This is a genomic window from Pseudomonas sp. LB3P25 (genome assembly GCF_054897985.1).
The window spans coordinates 2,255,058-2,273,059 of sequence record NZ_CM142711.1 but is presented as its reverse complement, the minus strand read 5'-3'; the positions used below and the strand labels follow the sequence as shown (position 1 = coordinate 2,273,059).

19 protein-coding genes, 3 tRNA genes and 1 pseudogene are annotated in these 18,002 nt (G+C 57.4%); 6 read left to right on the top strand and 17 right to left on the bottom strand.

Features of this window, described 5'->3' with window-relative positions:
• Positions 1-101 precede the first annotated feature (101 nt).
• The 5 genes from clpP to ACYZTW_RS10195 all read right to left on the bottom strand — a co-directional run bounded on the left by clpP (position 102) and on the right by ACYZTW_RS10195 (position 2,901).
• Positions 102-743 carry an ATP-dependent Clp endopeptidase proteolytic subunit ClpP gene (gene clpP / locus ACYZTW_RS10215; RefSeq protein WP_105344076.1) on the bottom strand — a complete coding sequence of 214 codons (642 nt, stop codon included), beginning with the start codon at positions 741-743 and terminating at the stop codon, positions 102-104.
• A 93-nt stretch (positions 744-836) separates the two neighbouring features.
• On the bottom strand, positions 837-2,147 hold the full coding sequence (tig, locus tag ACYZTW_RS10210; protein ID WP_462004751.1) for a trigger factor: 1,311 nt from the start codon (positions 2,145-2,147) through the stop codon (positions 837-839).
• 422 nt (positions 2,148-2,569) lie between these two features.
• Positions 2,570-2,654 (bottom strand) — tRNA-Leu (locus ACYZTW_RS10205).
• A 54-nt stretch (positions 2,655-2,708) separates the two neighbouring features.
• A tRNA-His gene (locus tag ACYZTW_RS10200) sits at positions 2,709-2,784 on the bottom strand.
• Between the two features lie 40 nt (positions 2,785-2,824).
• Positions 2,825-2,901, bottom strand: a tRNA-Arg gene (locus ACYZTW_RS10195).
• 279 nt (positions 2,902-3,180) lie between these two features.
• Between ACYZTW_RS10195 and folD the strand changes: the two genes are divergently transcribed.
• A complete protein-coding gene (gene folD / locus ACYZTW_RS10190) occupies positions 3,181-4,035 on the top strand; it encodes a bifunctional methylenetetrahydrofolate dehydrogenase/methenyltetrahydrofolate cyclohydrolase FolD (protein ID WP_462004750.1) in 855 nt (284 codons plus the stop codon).
• 238 nt (positions 4,036-4,273) lie between these two features.
• A complete protein-coding gene (pbpG, locus tag ACYZTW_RS10185; RefSeq protein ID WP_462004749.1) occupies positions 4,274-5,212 on the top strand; it encodes a D-alanyl-D-alanine endopeptidase in 939 nt (312 codons plus the stop codon).
• A gap of 55 nt (positions 5,213-5,267) precedes the next feature.
• Here pbpG and ACYZTW_RS10180 read toward each other — a convergent pair whose 3' ends face one another.
• The 3 genes and pseudogenes from ACYZTW_RS10180 to ACYZTW_RS10170 form a co-directional block, all read right to left on the bottom strand.
• Positions 5,268-5,483 carry a hypothetical protein gene (locus ACYZTW_RS10180; protein WP_462004748.1) on the bottom strand — a complete coding sequence of 72 codons (216 nt, stop codon included), beginning with the start codon at positions 5,481-5,483 and terminating at the stop codon, positions 5,268-5,270.
• A gap of 17 nt (positions 5,484-5,500) precedes the next feature.
• Positions 5,501-5,707 carry a DUF6021 family protein gene (locus ACYZTW_RS10175; RefSeq protein WP_008148414.1) on the bottom strand — a complete coding sequence of 69 codons (207 nt, stop codon included), beginning with the start codon at positions 5,705-5,707 and terminating at the stop codon, positions 5,501-5,503.
• 95 nt (positions 5,708-5,802) lie between these two features.
• A pseudogene (locus ACYZTW_RS10170) lies at positions 5,803-6,532 on the bottom strand (peptidase C39 family protein).
• Positions 6,533-6,699: 167 nt separating this feature from the next.
• Here ACYZTW_RS10170 and ACYZTW_RS10165 point away from each other — a divergent pair.
• The gene (locus tag ACYZTW_RS10165) at positions 6,700-6,867 is read left to right on the top strand and encodes a hypothetical protein (RefSeq protein ID WP_462004747.1); all 168 of its coding nucleotides are present in this window, start codon (positions 6,700-6,702) and stop codon (positions 6,865-6,867) included.
• Between the two features lie 79 nt (positions 6,868-6,946).
• Here the strand turns inward: ACYZTW_RS10165 and ACYZTW_RS10160 are convergent, their stop codons facing one another.
• Both ACYZTW_RS10160 and ACYZTW_RS10155 read right to left on the bottom strand, forming a co-directional pair.
• Positions 6,947-7,696, bottom strand: coding sequence for a TerC family protein (locus tag ACYZTW_RS10160; RefSeq protein ID WP_462004746.1), 750 nt, complete (start codon positions 7,694-7,696; stop codon positions 6,947-6,949).
• Positions 7,697-7,724: 28 nt separating this feature from the next.
• On the bottom strand, positions 7,725-7,967 hold the full coding sequence (locus ACYZTW_RS10155) for a hypothetical protein (RefSeq protein ID WP_046047583.1): 243 nt from the start codon (positions 7,965-7,967) through the stop codon (positions 7,725-7,727).
• 175 nt (positions 7,968-8,142) lie between these two features.
• Here ACYZTW_RS10155 and nhaR point away from each other — a divergent pair, with 175 nt between their 5' ends.
• Positions 8,143-9,042, top strand: coding sequence for a transcriptional activator NhaR (nhaR, locus tag ACYZTW_RS10150; RefSeq protein ID WP_462004745.1), 900 nt, complete (start codon positions 8,143-8,145; stop codon positions 9,040-9,042).
• Between the two features lie 4 nt (positions 9,043-9,046).
• Here nhaR and ACYZTW_RS10145 read toward each other — a convergent pair whose 3' ends face one another.
• Positions 9,047-10,201 (bottom strand): MFS transporter, encoded by a 1,155-nt coding sequence (locus tag ACYZTW_RS10145; RefSeq protein ID WP_462004744.1) that lies wholly within the window; start codon positions 10,199-10,201, stop codon positions 9,047-9,049.
• Positions 10,202-10,482: 281 nt separating this feature from the next.
• Here ACYZTW_RS10145 and sstT point away from each other — a divergent pair, with 281 nt between their 5' ends.
• The gene (gene sstT, locus ACYZTW_RS10140) at positions 10,483-11,715 is read left to right on the top strand and encodes a serine/threonine transporter SstT (RefSeq protein ID WP_462004743.1); all 1,233 of its coding nucleotides are present in this window, start codon (positions 10,483-10,485) and stop codon (positions 11,713-11,715) included.
• A gap of 161 nt (positions 11,716-11,876) precedes the next feature.
• Here the strand turns inward: sstT and ACYZTW_RS10135 are convergent, their stop codons facing one another.
• The 6 genes from ACYZTW_RS10135 to ACYZTW_RS10110 all read right to left on the bottom strand — a co-directional run bounded on the left by ACYZTW_RS10135 (position 11,877) and on the right by ACYZTW_RS10110 (position 17,045).
• Complete coding sequence (locus ACYZTW_RS10135) at positions 11,877-12,386, bottom strand: DUF1993 domain-containing protein (protein WP_462004742.1); 510 nt, start codon at positions 12,384-12,386, stop codon at positions 11,877-11,879.
• Positions 12,387-12,542: 156 nt separating this feature from the next.
• Positions 12,543-13,481: an SdiA-regulated domain-containing protein gene (locus tag ACYZTW_RS10130; RefSeq protein ID WP_462004741.1), complete on the bottom strand. Its 939-nt coding sequence runs from the start codon at positions 13,479-13,481 to the stop codon at positions 12,543-12,545.
• Complete coding sequence (locus tag ACYZTW_RS10125; RefSeq protein WP_462004740.1) at positions 13,478-14,998, bottom strand: ArnT family glycosyltransferase; 1,521 nt, start codon at positions 14,996-14,998, stop codon at positions 13,478-13,480. Before ACYZTW_RS10125 ends, ACYZTW_RS10130 begins: the two co-directional genes overlap by 4 nt.
• 3 nt (positions 14,999-15,001) lie before the next feature.
• Positions 15,002-15,280: a lipid-A-disaccharide synthase N-terminal domain-containing protein gene (locus tag ACYZTW_RS10120; protein WP_008148397.1), complete on the bottom strand. Its 279-nt coding sequence runs from the start codon at positions 15,278-15,280 to the stop codon at positions 15,002-15,004.
• Positions 15,277-16,017 carry a glycosyltransferase family 2 protein gene (locus ACYZTW_RS10115; RefSeq protein ID WP_462004739.1) on the bottom strand — a complete coding sequence of 247 codons (741 nt, stop codon included), beginning with the start codon at positions 16,015-16,017 and terminating at the stop codon, positions 15,277-15,279. The genes ACYZTW_RS10120 and ACYZTW_RS10115 overlap by 4 nt, the downstream gene beginning before the upstream one ends.
• A gap of 50 nt (positions 16,018-16,067) precedes the next feature.
• Positions 16,068-17,045: an NAD-dependent epimerase gene (locus ACYZTW_RS10110; RefSeq protein ID WP_462004738.1), complete on the bottom strand. Its 978-nt coding sequence runs from the start codon at positions 17,043-17,045 to the stop codon at positions 16,068-16,070.
• A gap of 307 nt (positions 17,046-17,352) precedes the next feature.
• Here ACYZTW_RS10110 and ACYZTW_RS10105 point away from each other — a divergent pair, with 307 nt between their 5' ends.
• The gene (locus ACYZTW_RS10105; RefSeq protein ID WP_046047590.1) at positions 17,353-18,000 is read left to right on the top strand and encodes a YceH family protein; all 648 of its coding nucleotides are present in this window, start codon (positions 17,353-17,355) and stop codon (positions 17,998-18,000) included.
• Positions 18,001-18,002 lie beyond the last annotated feature (2 nt).

Below are 18,002 nucleotides of genomic sequence, written 5' to 3'. Positions count from 1 at the left end.
CGATCCAAATCCGATAGGCTTGCAACACAAGATGAAGGCTATTGCGGGCTTTTTCAAGTCCGCAGGCGGTCAGTTAACCCGACCACCTACATTTGGGCTGCTTAGGCGGGCATTTTACGCTTGTCGATCACGGAGTCGATCAGGCCGTACTCAGCCGCACGCTCTGCGCTCATGAAGTTGTCGCGCTCGGTATCGCGCTCGATGGTTTCGAGGCTTTGACCGGTGTGATGAGCCAACAGCTGGTTCAGACGCGAACGGATGTGGAGGATTTCCTTGGCATGGATGTCGATATCCGACGCCTGACCCTGGAAGCCGCCCAACGGCTGGTGAATCATCATGCGCGAGTTCGGCAGGCAGAAACGCTTGCCGGCCGCACCACCAGCGAGCAGAAAGGCGCCCATGCTGCAGGCCTGACCGATACAGGTGGTGGAAACGTCTGGCTTGATGAACTGCATGGTGTCGTAGATCGACATGCCTGCAGTCACCGAACCACCTGGTGAGTTGATGTAAAGATGGATGTCCTTGTCCGGGTTTTCCGCTTCAAGGAACAGCAGTTGCGCCGCAACCAGGTTGGCCATGTAGTCTTCTACCGGACCCACCAGGAAGATCACTCGCTCCTTCAACAGGCGCGAGTAGATGTCATAGGCACGTTCGCCACGGGCGGACTGCTCGATAACCATCGGGACCAGGCCGCCTGCGGCCTGGATGTCAGAGCTCTGCTGATAATAAGAATTGCGGGACATGTCTTGCAGTCACTCCCAAATAGTTATGTCTTGAATACGCATAAACCAGCACGAAGGCTGGCTTATGGTGTGTACTTCTTACCGCAAAAGCGATCAGTCGGCTTGTGGAGCTTCTACCGGCTTGACTGCTTCTTCGTAAGAGACCGCTTTGTCGGTCACGCTAGCTTTCTGCAGAACAGTATCCACAACTTGCTCTTCCAGCACAACCGAACGGACTTCGTTCAGCTGCTGGTCATTCTTGTAGTACCAGGACACAACCTGCTCAGGCTCTTGGTAAGCCGAAGCCATTTCCTGAATCATTTCACGAACGCGGGCTTCGTCAGGCTTGAGGTCGAATTGCTTGACCACTTCAGCCACGATCAGACCCAGCACAACGCGGCGCTTGGCTTGCTCTTCGAACAGCTCGGCCGGCAGTTGCTCAGGCTTGATGTTGCCACCGAACTGCTGAACAGCCTGCACGCGCAGACGGTCAACTTCGTTGGACAGCAGAGCCTTAGGCACTTCGATCGGGTTGGTGGCCAGCAGACCGTCCATTACCTGATTCTTGACCTTGGATTTGATCGCCTGACGCAGTTCACGCTCCATGTTCTTGCGAACTTCGGTGCGGAAGCCTTCCAGACCGGTTTCCTTGATGCCGAATTGAGCGAAGAATTCTTCGCTCAGTTCTGGCAGCTTTGGCTCGGAAACAGTGTTCACGGTAACGGTGAACTCAGCGGTTTTGCCTGCCAGGTCGAGGTTCTGATAGTCCTCTGGGAAGGTCAGGTTCAGAACGCGCTCTTCGCCGGCTTTAGCGCCAACCAGACCGTCTTCAAAACCAGGGATCATGCGGCCGGAACCCAGCACCAGCTGAGTACCTTTGGCGGAACCGCCAGCGAACACTTCACCGTCGACCTTGCCAACGAAATCGATGTTCAGCTGGTCTTCGTTTTGAGCAGCACGATCAGCCACTTCGAAACGGGTGTTCTGCTTGCGCAGGACTTCCAGCATCTTGTCAAGATCGGCATCAGCCACGTCAGCGCTCAGGCGCTCAACCGCGATACCTTCGAAACCGGCAACGGTGAACTCAGGGAACACTTCGAAAATCGCGACGTATTCCAGGTCTTTGCCGGCTTCCAGCGATTTCGGCTCGATCGAAGGAGCGCCAGCCGGGTTCAGCTTCTGCTCGACAACAGCTTCGTAGAAGGAGGACTGGATCACGTCGCCGACCGCTTCTTGACGTGCATCAGCACCAAAACGGCGCTTGATTTCACTCATTGGCACTTTGCCTGGACGGAAGCCAGCAATCTTGGCCTTTTGGGCAGTCTGCTGCAGACGCTTGTTGACCTGAGTCTCGATGCGCTCAGCCGGCACGGTGATGCTCATGCGGCGCTCAAGAGCAGAAGTATTTTCAACAGAAACTTGCATGGATATTCCTCGTTGCACAGACGTTAGCCGGCCGTTTCCGACCCCAGAATCAAGGGCATGCATTCTAGTGGGTCAAACTCAAGAAGTCACCCTACTGAAAACGGGTAAAAAAGCAGCAGGCAATTTATAGGCGGGGACAAACGGTTGTGCCTCGCCCTGTTAGCAAATACAGCCAATCATGCCAGGGCCCTACGCCAATCCTTCTATATATAGAAGACATCGGCAATCCATCCCTGACAGTCGACCCCACGAGGGGACCAACGGGCGAATCGGCATCATCGAGAAACATAAATCCGACGACCCGAGCTGCCCTCTCGACCCAGAACCTGCGGTCGCTTTGAAAATTCAGACTTCTAAAACAAAAACGGCGCAGCCCTTTTCAGGTGCTGCGCCGTTTTCTGCTATTAAATAGCTATTTGTAATGGTGCGGACGGAGAGACTCGAACTCTCACACCTTGCGGCGCTGGAACCTAAATCCAGTGTGTCTACCAATTCCACCACATCCGCATCAAGCTTTTAAAGCAAAGGCGCCAGACTGTTAATCTGGCGCCTTTCTAAATATGGGGTGGACGAAGGGGATCGAACCCTCGACAACGGGAGTCACAATCCCGTGCTCTACCAACTGAGCTACGCCCACCATATTGCCATGTTGCGTTACTTGTGCCAAAGCTGCCTAATGGCGCACCCGGCAGGACTCGAACCTGCGACCATCCGCTTAGAAGGCGGATGCTCTATCCAGCTGAGCTACGGGCGCCTTGTTAATCTGTATTCTTGGACGATTACAAACTAAGTGCTTTCAGCCTCACCGAATTAAACATCAACTCTGCTCGGCCTTCTTAACCAGTGCTAGGCTGTGCCCGACAAGTGCGACGAATGTTATAGGTGGCCCTGAAGGTCGTCAACTCTTTTTTAAAAAAAATTCATTTAATTAAAGGGGTTAGGGGAATTTGCAGACCAAGCGCCTTTGCCCTCACCTCATGACATGCGAGAATGCGTTCTCTTTTTTTCCCCTCTCGATGGTTAATCACGCGCAATGACTGCACAACTAATCGACGGCAAATCGATCGCCGCCAGCCTGCGCCAGCAGATCGCCAAACGCGTCAACGAGCGTCGCCAGCAAGGTCTGCGCACGCCCGGCCTCGCGGTGATCCTGGTCGGCAGCGATCCTGCCTCTCAGGTTTATGTCTCGCACAAGCGTAAAGACTGTGAAGAGGTCGGCTTCATTTCCCAAGCCTACGACCTGCCTTCCGAAACCACTCAAGAAGCGCTGACCGATCTGATTGATCGCTTGAACGACGACCCGGCGATTGACGGCGTTTTGCTTCAGCTTCCTTTACCTGAACACCTGGACGCCTCCAAATTGCTGGAGCGCATTCGTCCAGACAAGGATGTCGACGGTTTCCACCCTTATAACGTCGGCCGCCTCGCCCAGCGTATTCCGCTGCTGCGTCCGTGCACGCCTAAAGGCATCATGGCGTTGCTGGAAAGCACAGGTGTCGATCTTTACGGGATGGACGCAGTGGTTGTCGGGGCCTCCAACATTGTTGGCCGCCCGATGGCGATGGAATTGCTGCTGGCTGGTTGCACCGTGACCGTCACCCACCGTTTCACCAAGGATCTGGCAGGCCACGTCGGCCGAGCCGATCTGGTGGTGGTCGCCGCCGGCAAGCCGGGCCTCGTCAAAGGTGAGTGGATCAAGGAAGGCGCGATTGTGATCGACGTCGGCATCAATCGCCAGGAAGACGGCAAACTGGTCGGTGACGTGATCTACGACACCGCCCTGCCCCGCGCCGGCTGGATCACTCCAGTCCCGGGTGGCGTTGGCCCGATGACCCGCGCTTGCCTGTTGGAAAACACGCTGTACGCAGCCGAAACACTGCACAGCTGAGTTCGCATTTTCATGGCTGCGACGAACAAAGGAACCCCGCCATTGGCGGGGTTCTTTTTACCTGAAAAAAAAACGCGACCACTCGCCGGAAACCTACTGTTTGTAGGGGTTTTAAAGGACTTTCACCTGTTCATTGATCAACCATCGACAGTTCTTAAGCCATACTCCTAAAATGCGTCGTTTTTAAAGAAACAGCCCGTTACAAAACGGCTTATCCACACCTTATGAGTCTGCCAGCGTGAAAATCCGTCTTTCCATCCTGAGCCTATTTTTCGCATTTACAGGGACTTTCACCACGCCAATGGTCAACGCTGCCGACACCACTTCGGCGCCGCGAGATACGTCAACACTGAAGATCGCTTCCGGCAGCGCATTGCTGATGGATCTGCAGACCAACAAAGTCATCTATGCCAGCAATCCTGACGTGGTTGTGCCGATCGCTTCCGTCAGCAAACTGATGACCGGCCTGGTCGTGGTTGAAGCCAGGCAAAACATGGACGAATACATCTCCATCAACATCAGCGACACCCCGGAAATGAAAGGTGTGTTTTCCCGGGTCAAACTCAACAGCGAAATGCCGCGCAAGGAAATGCTGCTGATTGCCCTGATGTCCTCGGAAAACCGCGCTGCCGCAAGCCTGGCCCATCACTATCCGGGTGGCTACGTCGCGTTCATTGCCGCAATGAATGCCAAAGCGAAAGCACTGGGCATGACCAGCACCCACTTTGTCGAACCGACCGGCCTCTCCCCTCGCAACGTGTCCACGGCCCGCGATCTGAGCAAACTGCTGATCGCTGCGCACAAGTACCCGCTGTTGACCGAGCTAAGTACCACCAAGGAAAAAACCGTCTCGTTCCGTAAACCCAACTACAGCCTGGGTTTCCGTAATACCGACCATTTGGTCAACAAGCCGAACTGGGACATCAAGCTGACGAAAACCGGCTTCACCAACGAGGCCGGCCACTGCCTGGTGCTGGTCACCAGCATGGGTAACCGCCCGGTTGCGCTGGTCATCCTCGACGCTTTTGGCAAGTACACACACTTTGCCGATGCCAGCCGTATTCGCAGCTGGGTGGAAACCGGCCAAGGCACGAACGTGCCGTCTGTAGCCTTGCAGTACAAATCCAACAAGAACCTCAAGCATCGTCAGAGCGGCGTGGTTGAAGCGTCGAAATAAGTAAACGACAGGAAAAAGAAAGCCCCGATTATTCGGGGCTTTTTTTCGTCCGGCGTCAGTCATTGGGCAGCGGCATCTGGTCGTCATCCGGAATGCCGTCCCCGGCACTCGGGTCTTTCCAGCCCTGTGGATGCTCCGTCGGCACGACCACCGGCCTGGCCAAAGGATCCCGTAACGGGCTGTCCGGATCCATCACGGGGTCGATGTCTGTTTCAGGGGTGGTTGGAACGCTGTCTGGACGTTTGTCGTTGAAACTCGAATCGGTAGACATACGCACCTCTCTAAGGCTCAAGGTTTCAGATTGGCAAGTGGATCGTAAGGCTTCGCTGGAGCCTTGGTGTTGTCGCCCGGCTTCACATCCCTGGGGGCCTTGGCAGGTCCGATGGGGTCGACCTGAGGATCAGCGAGGTCCGGCGAATCGGGATCGAACCCCAACTCATCGCCCGAAGAATGCTCAGACGAATGCGGGCCGACGGGGGTAGTGGAATGTGCCATGGGCGCCTCCTTGGGTCTGGCCCGGAGAAATCCGGGCCCTACTCTTTAGAGACCCAGCGCGCATGGCGGTGCCATGCAAAATGACGAACGGAACTTTACTGCGCGGTCAGTGCCTGCTTTGCACGCACGGCTGCCCGTTCCTGGCCTGCCTGCCCCAGATCACTCGCCGCCTTGAGCCAGCGCTGTTGATCGACGTTGGCCGGCAGCTGATTCGGCTTCTGGATCAGCACGGCCCAGCCGCCGGCGTCCTTGAAGGCCGATTCAAAGGAACCGAAACCCATCAACTCCCGACGATTCATGCACGAGCGCAGCAGCACTGTCTGCTTCTGACGGTTGTACCCGGCGAGAATGGCGTAACGAGGTTCAGCCCAGAACGCCGAGCCTTCAGTGAAGCGCACCATCACCGGGTAACCGGCCGCCACTTGGGTCAACAGTGCAGGCAGATTACTGTCGAGGGGATAGACGACCATGCCGTACTCGCGAGCGAGGTTTTGCATGTTCTGCTGCAACTGGGCTTCGGCACCTGGCAAATGCAGTGGCTTTTCGAGCAAACCAGGCGTAATCACAACGCCTTGCCGGGACAACATGCTGGCCAGCACTTGCGGCCCGCTTTGATTCGCCACGCCACGGTAGAACGTACCACTGAGCTCGACACGCTCCGGCAGGCGCTTGATTTCAGGCGTCACACTCCCCGCGCAGCCTGCCAGACCTGCAACGCAGCCAACGACCAGCACTAAAGATCGAATTCGAGAAAATACCCGCACCATCATCACTCTCTTGATTCAGACGCCAGGCATTCGCGCTCCCGGCTTGGCCGTCGATCATAGGACGCCGCGCGGCAGCGGTATAGCCTTAAACGGCAGATGAGTGCATTCGATAGAGCGAACTGATTGGTAACAGCTGACCTTTGGTCAATAGCCTGAAACAAGGCAGCGACTAGACTGACATGTGCAAAGTGTGTGTGCCCGCAGCAGGGCGAAGAGGAGGCACTGATGAGCCTGACAATGACCATTGTGATGTTGATTTCTGGCTGGCTGTCCGTTGCCGCCGCCATGTTATGGGGAGTCCTGCGAATTACCCGCCGGCACCATCATCCGGCTCAGTCGACGCCGGTGGCGAAAACCGATACAACCGAAGCACACCACGTGACCGCGCACTGAACGACACCGTTGTGTAGCGCAAACAAAAACGGCCGCCTGGGCTCTTTCGAGCGCAGGCGGCCGTTTCGTTGAACGCAGGTTATGCTTCAGCGGTAATACGCTTCTGCTTTGCCCGTCGCGACATCATGTTCAAACCCTCGATCGTTGCCGAGAACGCCATGGCCGCATACACGTAGCCTTTTGGTACGTGGGCACCGAAACCTTCGGCGATCAGCGTCATGCCGATCATGATCAGGAACCCCAGCGCCAGCATCACCACCGTCGGGTTGTCGTTGATGAACTTGGCCAGAGGATCAGCCGCCAGCAACATCACCAGTACCGACACCACCACCGCGATGATCATGATCGGCAAATGCTCGGTCATGCCGACAGCGGTAATGATGCTGTCGATGGAGAACACCATGTCCAGCATCAGGATCTGACCGATGGCGGCAGCAAAGCCCAGGGTCACGGCCGAGGTCGCCGACTTCGGATCTTCCGGCGCCGGGTCCATGCTGTGATGGATCTCGGTGGTCGCCTTCCACAACAGGAACAGGCCGCCGGCGATCAGGATCATGTCCTTCCAGGAGAACGCGTGGCCGAAGATATCGATCACAGGCTCAGTCAACTGGACGATGAACGCGATGGTGCTCAGCAGTGCCAATCGCAGGATCAGCGCCATGCCGATACCAATGCGCCGCGCCTTCTGCCGGTGCTGCTCGGGCAGTTTGTTGGTCAGGATCGAAATGAAGATCAGGTTATCGATGCCGAGCACGATTTCCATGACGATCAATGTGGCCAGAGCGACCCACGCGGTGGGGCTTGCAGCAAGTTCTAAAAGGTATTCCATGGGTCAGTCCTGACTCGTTGTAGACGGTTTAGATTTCCTGGGACGTAGATTCGGTTTTGTCCGTTTCTTTGGCCGGTTGTTCTTTCTTGCTGATCAGCCCGCCAGTGGCATCACTGATTGCCTGCTCTGCGGCTTTGTGGGTGTCGTCGATCGCTTGTTTGGCGGTTTCGGCAGCCTTGCCCATCAGTTGCTGAGCGCTTTTTTCGGCCTGGTCACAACCGGCCAAGACCAGTAAAGACGTGATCAACAGTGCCGTGGTTTTAAGCTTCATGATGCTTTCCTCGATAGAACAGACAGGGCCGAAAAGGCCACCCGTCGATAGCGGGGCATTCTAGGGAGGCGAACACTTCAGGAAAATTCGTATTTTTAGCGGCTATACTTCGGTTTTTACGAATCCAGATTTGAAAATCTTGCGTGAGCATGTAGGAACAGGGGATTTCAACAACATGCTGAACTACCGACAGCTGCATTACTTCTGGGTGGTGGCCAAAACCGGCAGCATCGTGCGCGCTTGCGAGCAGCTGAACCTGACTCCGCAGACCATCAGCGGGCAGATTTCCCTGCTCGAACAAACCTATGGTATCGAGCTGTTTCGCCGGGTTGGCCGGCAACTTGAACTCACTGAGGCCGGCCGTCAGACCCTGCCCTACGCCGAGCAAATGTTTCAGCTGGGCGGCGAACTGGAGCTGATGCTGCGAGCACAGCCCAACGAACAGCAGATTCTGTTTCGAGTGGGTGTGGCCGACGTGGTGCCCAAATCCATCGTCTATCGGCTGATTGCGCCGACCATGGAATTGAGCGAGCCGCTGCGCATCACCTGTCGCGAAGACAAACTCGAACGTTTGCTCGCCGATCTGGCGATCCAGCGTCTCGACCTGGTGATCTCCGACAGCCCGATGCCCTCGCACCTGGACATCAAGGGCTACAGTCAGAAACTCGGGGAATGCGGGATCAGCTTCTTCGCCACCGATGAACTGGCGGCGCAGTACGGTCAGGATTTCCCCCGCAGCCTGCACGGCGCACCGCTGCTGATTCCCGGGCCGGAGACCGTGGTGCGCAGTCGCTTGCAGCGCTGGTTTGCCGAGCAGCAGATCCAGCCGCGCATCGTCGGCGAGTTCGACGACAGCGCATTGATGCAGGCTTTCGGCCAATCCGGCAGCGGGATTTTCATCGGCCCGAGCGTGATTGCCGATGAAGTGAAACGCCAATACGGCGTGGAGCTGATTGGCCAGACCGACGCGGTGACCGAGTCGTTCTACGCCATTTCGGTGGAACGCAAGGTCAAGCACCCCGGCATTGTCGCCATTACCGAAGGTGCCCGACGCGAGCTGTTTACCGAGATGTGAAGCGTCAGGCGCAGACTTCGCGGGGCTTGAAGGTCATCAACGCGATGGCCAAGAGGATCGAGGCGAGGATAAAAGCGGCTGCCGCGAAACCAAGACCTTGCAGGCCTACACCGTCGATGACCCTACCGCCGATCATGGCGCCCAGGCCGATCCCGAGGTTAGCCCCGGCAATGTTCAGCGATGCCGCGAACGCCGGCGCTTCGGGTGCAGCCTTCATCAATCGCACATGGCTGACCAGGAACAACGCCGCCTGAGTCACACCCCAGATCCCCATCGCAGCCGCAAGACCGAGCGGCGAATGAATGTTCGGCACCAACGCCACCAGACCGGCGATCATGAACGCGCAGAACATCATCGAGGCGATCAACGGATGACGATCCACCGCGCGGCCGCCCAATGAGTTGCCGATCAAGCCGACCGCGCCGAAGCCCATCAGGCACCAGCCGACCACCGTGCCGTTGAAACCGGCCAGGCGCTCAAGAATGTCCGCCAGGTAGGTATAAGCGGTGAACATGCCGCTGAACACCAGGATCGACAGCAGCACATGCCCTACCATCAGCGGGCTGCGCAGGATCCTGAACTGCGAGCGAAAGCTCACCTGATGCTGATGCAGATTGGTTTTCGGCAGGTAGATAAACAGTAGCAATGCCTTGGCAAACGCGACCACCGCCAGAATGCCGAAGGCACTGCGCCAACCGAACGCATCGGAGATCAATGTGCCCACCGGAATGCCGAACACCGTGGCGCAGACAATCCCGAATCCGATCTTGGCGATGGCGCGGCCAGCGTAATCCGGCCCGACGATGCCCACCGCCGTCTCACTGGCCAGCGCCCAGAACACCGGCAAGCCCAGTGCCGGAATCAACCGGGCAATGGCCATCACCCAGATGTTCGGCGCAAACGCCGCGAGGGTGTTGGCCAGGCCAAACATGATCAGCACCGAGATGAACAATTTGCGGCGCTCGAACCTTGCGAAATAGGCGGTCAGGAACGGCCCGAATGCGGCGACCGTGAAGGCGAACAAGGTCACCAGCAAACCCGCCTGAGGAATGCTGACTTCAAGGTCTCGAGCGATCGCCGGCAACAGGCCGACGATGATGAATTCGGTGGTCAGCACCGTGAAACCGGCAGCGGACAACAGAAGGATGGGCAACAGCATGCAGAACTCCAGAAAACGACGACACCAGCGATAGCCCGAAGGCCCACTGGCATGACTTGAAAATGAGGATGGCGAATCTTAACAGAGTGTTTCTGATCAGGGTTGCACGAACCTGCCGATCTCGTTGACCCCACGGGCGGCAGATCGTCACAGGTCTGAAGGAAAACGGCCACGCTGTGATAAAGTCCGCGCCCCGCGATACGTACACCTTATTCATCGGCCATTGATTGGCATTGATGTCGCGATACCCCCGCACCTAAAAAAATCAGAGATGCCGTTTTATGACCGCTTCATCCCCTTCTCTATGGTTACGCCTGAAACGCTTGAGCCTGGTCACACAAATCATCATCGGACTGCTCGCCGGGATTGCCCTGGCCCTGTTCGCGCCGGAGGTGGCAAAGTCCACGGCGTTTATCGGCAAAGTCTTCGTATCAGCCCTGAAAGCCGTCGCCCCCATTCTGGTGTTCGTGCTGGTCATGGCCTCGATTGCCAACCATAAGCACGGCCAGGAAACCCACATCCGGCCGATTCTGTTTCTGTATCTGCTGGGGACTTTCGCGGCGGCGGTGGTGGCCGTTGTCGCCAGTACATTGTTCCCGTCGAGCCTGGTATTGGCGACGCACGATGTTGCGGTCACCGCGCCGGGCGGTATCAGTGAAGTGCTGCAGAGCTTGCTGTTGAGCGTGGTCGACAACCCGGTCAGTGCGCTGATGAATGCCAACTTCATCGGCATTCTGGCGTGGGCGATTGGCATGGGCGTTGCCATTCGCCATGCCGGTGACACGACGCGCGAAGTGCTGGGTGACCTGTCCAATGGCGTGACGTTAATCGTGCGGTTGGTGATTCGTTTTGCGCCGCTGGGCATTTTCGGCCTGGTGGCTTCGACCCTCGCCACCTCCGGTTTCGGTGCCTTGATCGGCTACGTGCATCTGCTGGCGGTGCTGCTGGGCTGCATGCTGTTCGTGGCGCTGGTGATGAACCCGGTGATCGTGTTCTGGAAGCTGCGTCGCAACCCTTATCCACTGGTGATTACGTGCTTGCGCGAAAGCGGTATCACTGCGTTTTTTACCCGCAGTTCGGCGGCGAACATTCCGGTCAATCTGGAATTGAGTAAGCGCCTGGGCCTGCACGAAGACACCTACTCGGTCTCGATCCCGCTCGGCGCGACCATCAACATGGCCGGCGCGGCGATCACCATTACCGTGCTGACCCTGGCGGCCGTGCATACGTTGGGCATCGCCGTGGACATTCCGACCGCCATCCTGCTGAGCATCGTCGCGGCGATCTGTGCCTGTGGCGCTTCGGGCGTGGCGGGCGGCTCGTTGTTGTTGATTCCACTGGCCTGCAGCCTGTTTGGCATCCCCAGTGAAATCGCCATGCAGGTGGTGGCCGTCGGGTTCATCATCGGTGTGCTGCAGGACTCCGCGGAAACCGCGCTGAACTCCTCCACTGACGTGCTGTTCACCGCCGCTGCTTGCCTCGGTGAAGACGAGAAAGCCCAGCGTTTGGCGTAACAAAGATCAAAAGATCGCAGCCTCGTTTCACTCGACAGCTCCTACATTGAAATGCTTACCCCTGTAGGAGCTGTCGAGTGAAACGAGGCTGCGATCTTTTGATTCACCAAAAAAAGCCCGCCAAGGTTCACACCTTGGCGGGCTTTTTTACGCTATGTGGTTTAGAACGCGCCCATATAATCGCGCTTGCCCACTTCCACACCGTTGTGACGCAGCAGTGCGTAGGTGGTGGTGACGTGGAAGAAGAATTGCGGCAGACCGTAGCTCAGCAGGTAAGCCTGGCCGGTGAAGCGCTTCTCTTTAGGCGTGCCCTGACGGGTAATGATTTCGATGCCTTCCTTGCCGTCGATCTGTTCCGGTTTGATCTCGCCGATGAAGGCCAGCACCTTGGCGATCAGCGCTTGCAGCTCGGCGAAGGTGGTTTCGGTGTCGTCATACTTCGGCAGTTCGATCTCGGCCAGACGCGCGGAAACGCCCTTGGCGAAATCAACGGCGATCTGCACCTGACGGACCAGCGGGAACATGTCCGGGTACAGACGGGCTTGCAGGAAAGCGTTTGGATCGATGTTCTTGGCCGTGGCGTGGGCTTCGGCCTTGTTCAAAACGTCGCTCAGGGCGTTGAGCATTTGTTTGAAAACCGGAACGGAAGCGGCGTACAGGGAAATAGTCATGGCAGTCTCGTGTGGTGACAGGAGGGAAACGTGGGCCGATTATAGCCATGCACGGTCCCACTGCGGCGGGTCTTTTATCCGGCAGGGGAAACGCAGCGCAACCTCTGAGCGATCTGCGCACGTTAGCCCCTCACCGGCATGAAAACTTCAACTTGATCAGTGTTTTTCTGCACTCGCCGACAGACCGGCCTTCGATTGAGTGAACCGGTAAAACAGGTTGGGCTCGCTCACAATGTAAAGCTCGCCAGTGTTGTCCATGGTCATGCCTTCGGCTTGTGGCAGCGTATGCTTGAGGTCACCCGCCAAGGCGCGCAGGGAGAGAATACTGACGAAGTTACCCTGCTGGTCCAGCTCGGTCAGGTTGCTGGACTGTTCGCTTAGCAACAGTAAGTGACCGGTCCGAGGATCGTAGTAACCCTCGGAAAGGTCTTTGCTGTACACGCCGCGGTCAACCCAGGTCGTCAAGTCCTTGATACGGATCTGCAATCGGCTGCCAATGGAGCCGAGCATGCCGGTGACTGAGTACAATTGCCGCGGATCACGCTCCTTGATGGCGAAGATGCGGTCATTGGCCGGGTCATAGGTCACACCTTCAAACCCCTTGTTATGCTCGCTCAGGTTGATCTCAATGGCGAGTGATTGGGTTTGCTCTGCACGGATGGGACCAGGGGTGTCCGGCAGGGTGAAAATGTGCAGCCGCTGCAGCCGTTCATCAACGATGACCACCCGCCCTTTGCCCATGTAAGCAATGCCTTCGGTGTCCTCGAAACCGATCAATGGGTAGCGTTCGAGCAAATCGCCGTCACGGGTCAGCGCCAGAATTTCCATCGGCGAACCATTGGTGATACCCAACAAGCGGTCGTGTTCAGGGTCATAGGCGAGACCGGACAAATCGGTGATGCCCGGGATCGGTTTGCCTTCGATCATGACCTTGTAGTCTGGCAGCCAGATATTTTTGTCTGGCGCCTGATTGCCATACCAGCTGTTATGCCAGTGCGCGTACAACTGCCCGTGCCAGCCAAAATGAACGGAAACCACGCTAACGCCGACCAGCGCGGCGACAAGCAGAATTCCAGCCTTCCATGTTTTGCTCATGATTTTTTGCGGTCCCAAGTAAATCGATAGACGTTGACGGGTTGCCCCGGATGACATTGGCCGTTATCGGCATCGGCGCCGACGATCGACCAGAGTGCACGGGAGGTTTCGCCCAACTCACGCGCGGCCTGGGGATTGAAACACTGGCTCAACAGTTCGTCGGGGACCAAGGCGTACGCCTGAGGGTGGTCGCGCAGCCACTGGGCCGCCTGTTCGACCGTGGAGCCGGCCATCCCGAAGTGCACGATCGGCTGTCGCGCGAACAGCCAATGACCCTCGCGCCAATTGACCAACACCAGGTCGGCGCCTTGAGTCATGGTCGCCGCCTGCGCCATGATCGCCTCATGAGGGTTGGGGCCGTCCTTGATCGGTTCGATGAAACCGCGGGCAATCCAAAGCGCAAACCAGGTCACGACCAGCGCCTGGAATACTCGCCGACCACGCGGACGCTGACTGAACCAGCGCTTGAGCAACCAGGGAATCAGCGGTGCAGCCACCAGCACCAGCCCGGGCAGCGCCGGGTAGATGTACAACTTGCGCTTGCCGCTGCTGATACAGAAAAACAGTACCACCAGCACGACCCAGCCCAGCAGCACCAGCACTCGGCCGTCGTGCTTGCGCAGTTGCCGGCGCCAAGCGGGCACCAGCCACGGCAACACGAGTACCAATGGCAGCCAATATTGCGGGATCACGTGAACGAAGAAATACCAGAACGGCTCGCGATGGTCCCAGGCGGCGGCATAGCGTCCCGCGGTCTGGCGCAGCAGAATTTCTCGCGCATAGGCGACCTCGTCAGCAGTGCCATTGAGCGCGATGGACAAGGCCAAGGGCAGTAACCAGATCGCGATGGCGCCCAGCATGACCAACAGTCCCAGCAGCCACTTGCGCGCCTCGCCCGGCATGGCCACCACACCGGGCCAACCTTTGCGCACCGCGTAGGCATACGGAATCAGCATCAGGGCCGGGACGAAGCCAACCCCTTTGGTGATCACACCAATGCCCATGGCGGCGCAGCCCAGGTAAAACCAGCGCCAGGCCGGCCCGAGCAACAGGTGCCGCGCCAGACCGTACATGCCCACGGAGGTGAACAGAATCAAAAAGCTGTCGATCTGGCCGGTCTGCAGGATGCTGTAGGTCTGATAAGTCGCCAGGTACAAGAGCGCCGCCGTCCGACCGGCACGTTGATGCCATAACCGGCGGCCCAGATCATAGACCACTGCGGTGACCGTCACGGCCGATAGAAGACCCGGCAGGTACAGGGCGATGGCGGGTTTACCGGTGAGCCAGGCAAAGAACGCCACTGTCCACATGAAAACCGGCGGTTTGTCACCGTAGATCTCTGCCGCACGGTGCGGAATCAGCCACGAGCCGTGCTGCAGCATCTCTAGCGCAACGCCAAGGAATCGCTCCTCGTCGACATTCTGCGGCTGACGTAGCCACAGCCCGGCACCGATCAAAACCAAGGCGAGTAACATCAAACCCAAGCATTCGACCCGGGGTGATAACGTTCTGCGCATGACTCAGTCCTTTAAGTGTTTGCTGCGAGCAATCAACTGCAAATTGCGCAGATAAACGATCGAGCCAAAGGCTTGACCGGCAATAAATACCGGGTCCTCCCGGTAAATGGCATAAGCGAGTAGCAGGGCGCTACCGACGATGCTCAGGTACCAGAAACTCACTGGAATCACGCTGCGTTTCTTGTATTCGCTGTACAGCCACTGCAGGACGAAGCGACCGGTAAAGGCTATCTGGCCGGCGAAGCCGACCACCAGCCACAGGGTTTCACGGGAGAGATTCATCCATCGATTTCCTGCGCATTGGCGTTCAGGCGCGTGCGCCGGATCAGCCACCAGACGCCAATCAGGTCGAGAATGCCCACCAGGGCACGGTCGAGGTTGCCGTATTTGGAGACCCCGGATGTGCGGTGACGGTGGTTGACCGGATGGGTGATCATTCGGCCGTTGTGGCGCTGGATCAGTGCAGGAATGTACCGATGCATATGATCGAAGTACGGCAGGCGCAGAAACGCCGCCCGTTCGATCAACTTCAATCCGCAACCGGTGTCCGGTGTCTGGTCCTTGAGCATGCGGCTGCGCAATCCATTGGCAAACCGTGAAGCCCAGCGTTTGCTCGCGTTGTCGCGGCGGTTGACCCGGTGCCCGGCCACCAACTGAACGCCGACCATCCCCTGTCCACCACGCACCAACGCCAACATCCCGGGGATGTCCGCAGGATCGTTCTGGCCATCGCCATCGAGCGTGGCCAGCCACTGCCCCTTGGCAGCCAGTGCCGCATGGTAAAGCGAGGTACTTTGCCCAAGCGAACGCTCATGACGCAGGATACGCAGCGTGTTCAGGCCGCTGTTTTTGATCTGCCGCAATTCGTGCAAGGTGGCATCGGTACTGCCATCGTCCACGACGATGATTTCGTACGCCTCGTCGGCCAAGGCCGTGCGCACTTCTTCAATCAAGGGCTTTAAGTTGTTCGCTTCGTTTTTTGCCGGAATCAGTACAGATACAAAAACTTCATGACTCATAGGGTCCCCCCTTTATTCCTTTTGGTGTCTTATTATCAAGGGCGAACATTTCATCTCCGATAAAAGTGGCGATACCACTTCACAAATTCCGCTACACCCGCTTCCACCGTCACCTGAGGGTGGAAGTCGACCCATTGGGTCAATGCCGACACGTCAGCCCAAGTCTTGACCACATCGCCAGGCTGCAGTGGTAGAAAGTTGCGCTGCGCTTTGATCCCCAGCGCCGACTCCAGACAATCGACGAACTCTAGCAGAGCTACCGGCATGCCACGCCCGATGTTGAAAATCCGGTTAACGCCGTCGCCCTCCCCGTCCGGGATCGGCGGCCGTGGGCGCAGACGGGCGATGCTTTCGACGATGTCGTCGATGTAGGTGAAGTCGCGCGCCATCTGGCCGTGGTTATAGATATCGATCGGCAAGCCGTTGAGGATCGCTTCGGTGAACTTGAACAGCGCCATGTCGGGGCGCCCCCAAGGTCCGTAAACGGTAAAAAAGCGTAGGCCGCTGGCCTTCAGACCATACAAATGACAGTAGCTGTGAGCCATCAACTCATTGGCACGTTTGCTGGCCGCGTACAGTGAAATGGGGTGATCGACAGCGTCTTCGACACTGAACGGCATTTTGCTATTGGTACCGTACACCGAACTGCTTGATGCATAGATCAGATGCTCGGGGCGATAGTGACGGCACGCTTCCAGCACATTCAGAAAACCCACCAGGTTCGATTGCGCGTAGACGTCCGGGTTGTCCAGTGAATAGCGAACACCCGCCTGGGCCGCCAAGTGCACAACCTCGGTAAAACGATGTTCTTTGAACAACGCCATCAAAGCCGGTTTGTCGACGATATCCAGGGTCTGAAAACGAAAGCCTGGCAAGGATGCAAGCTCGTTGAGCCGCGCGCGTTTGAGCTCAACGCTGTAATAGTCGTTGAGGTTGTCGATACCGATGACTTCAAGACCTTCCAGGCACAAACGCTTAACAGTGTGATACCCAATGAAACCGGCAGCGCCAGTGACCAGAACGGTCATAGGGAGTACGCGCCGGTCAGCGCACTGTTTTTGGCCAATACCCACGTCAGCTTCATGCTTTGCTCCATAGTCCAGTCAATAAGGCTTGTATCGTCGATGGGAGAACGGCCAGATGCCCACAATAAGTCCCGCCAGTTCTCGGCGATGCATACGTTGCTCGTCGGATTGTAAAAAAAGCGTTAATTATTCATTTAGGTTTTGTGACGATTGCCAATAAGTCGTGACGAATTCAGTTGCCATTGACACACGTCAATCTAAAGTGCATGCCAGCAGGAGAAAAAATTGCCCCTGGGAAGGATAAAGAACCATGAGTACTGAGCAAGAGATGACCTTAGACGAGCCGCGGCTTAACAGCACGGAAATCCGCATACTGGGCTCGTTGATCGAGAAACAGGCCACCAGCCCGGAAACCTATCCGCTGACGCTCAATGCGCTGGTGATTGCCTGCAACCAGAAAACCAGCCGTGAACCGGTGATGAACCTCACCCAGGGTCAGGTCGGCCAAAGTCTGCGCGCCCTCGAAGGTCGCGGTTTTACCAAGCTGGTGATGGGCAGCCGTGCGGACCGCTGGGAGCATAAGGTCGACAAGGCACTGGAATTGGTGCCCGCTCAGGTGATTTTGACGGGGCTGTTATTCCTTCGCGGCCCACAAACGGTCAATGAACTGCTGACCCGCAGCGGCCGCATGCATGACTTCGAAGATGCCGAACAAGTGGTGCATCAACTGGAACGGCTGATTGCTCGCGATCTGGCACTGCTGATTCCGCGCCAGGCTGGGCAGCGGGAAGACCGCTACATGCACGCCTTGGGCGACCCGGCGGACATCGAAGTGATCCTGGCGGCACGGCAGAACCCGACCGAGCGTGGCGCGGGTGGTGGCGTATCGGTTGAGCGGATCGAAGAGCTTGAGGCACGAATTGCGGCGCTGGAAGAACGTCTGGCCCGCCTCGAATAAAC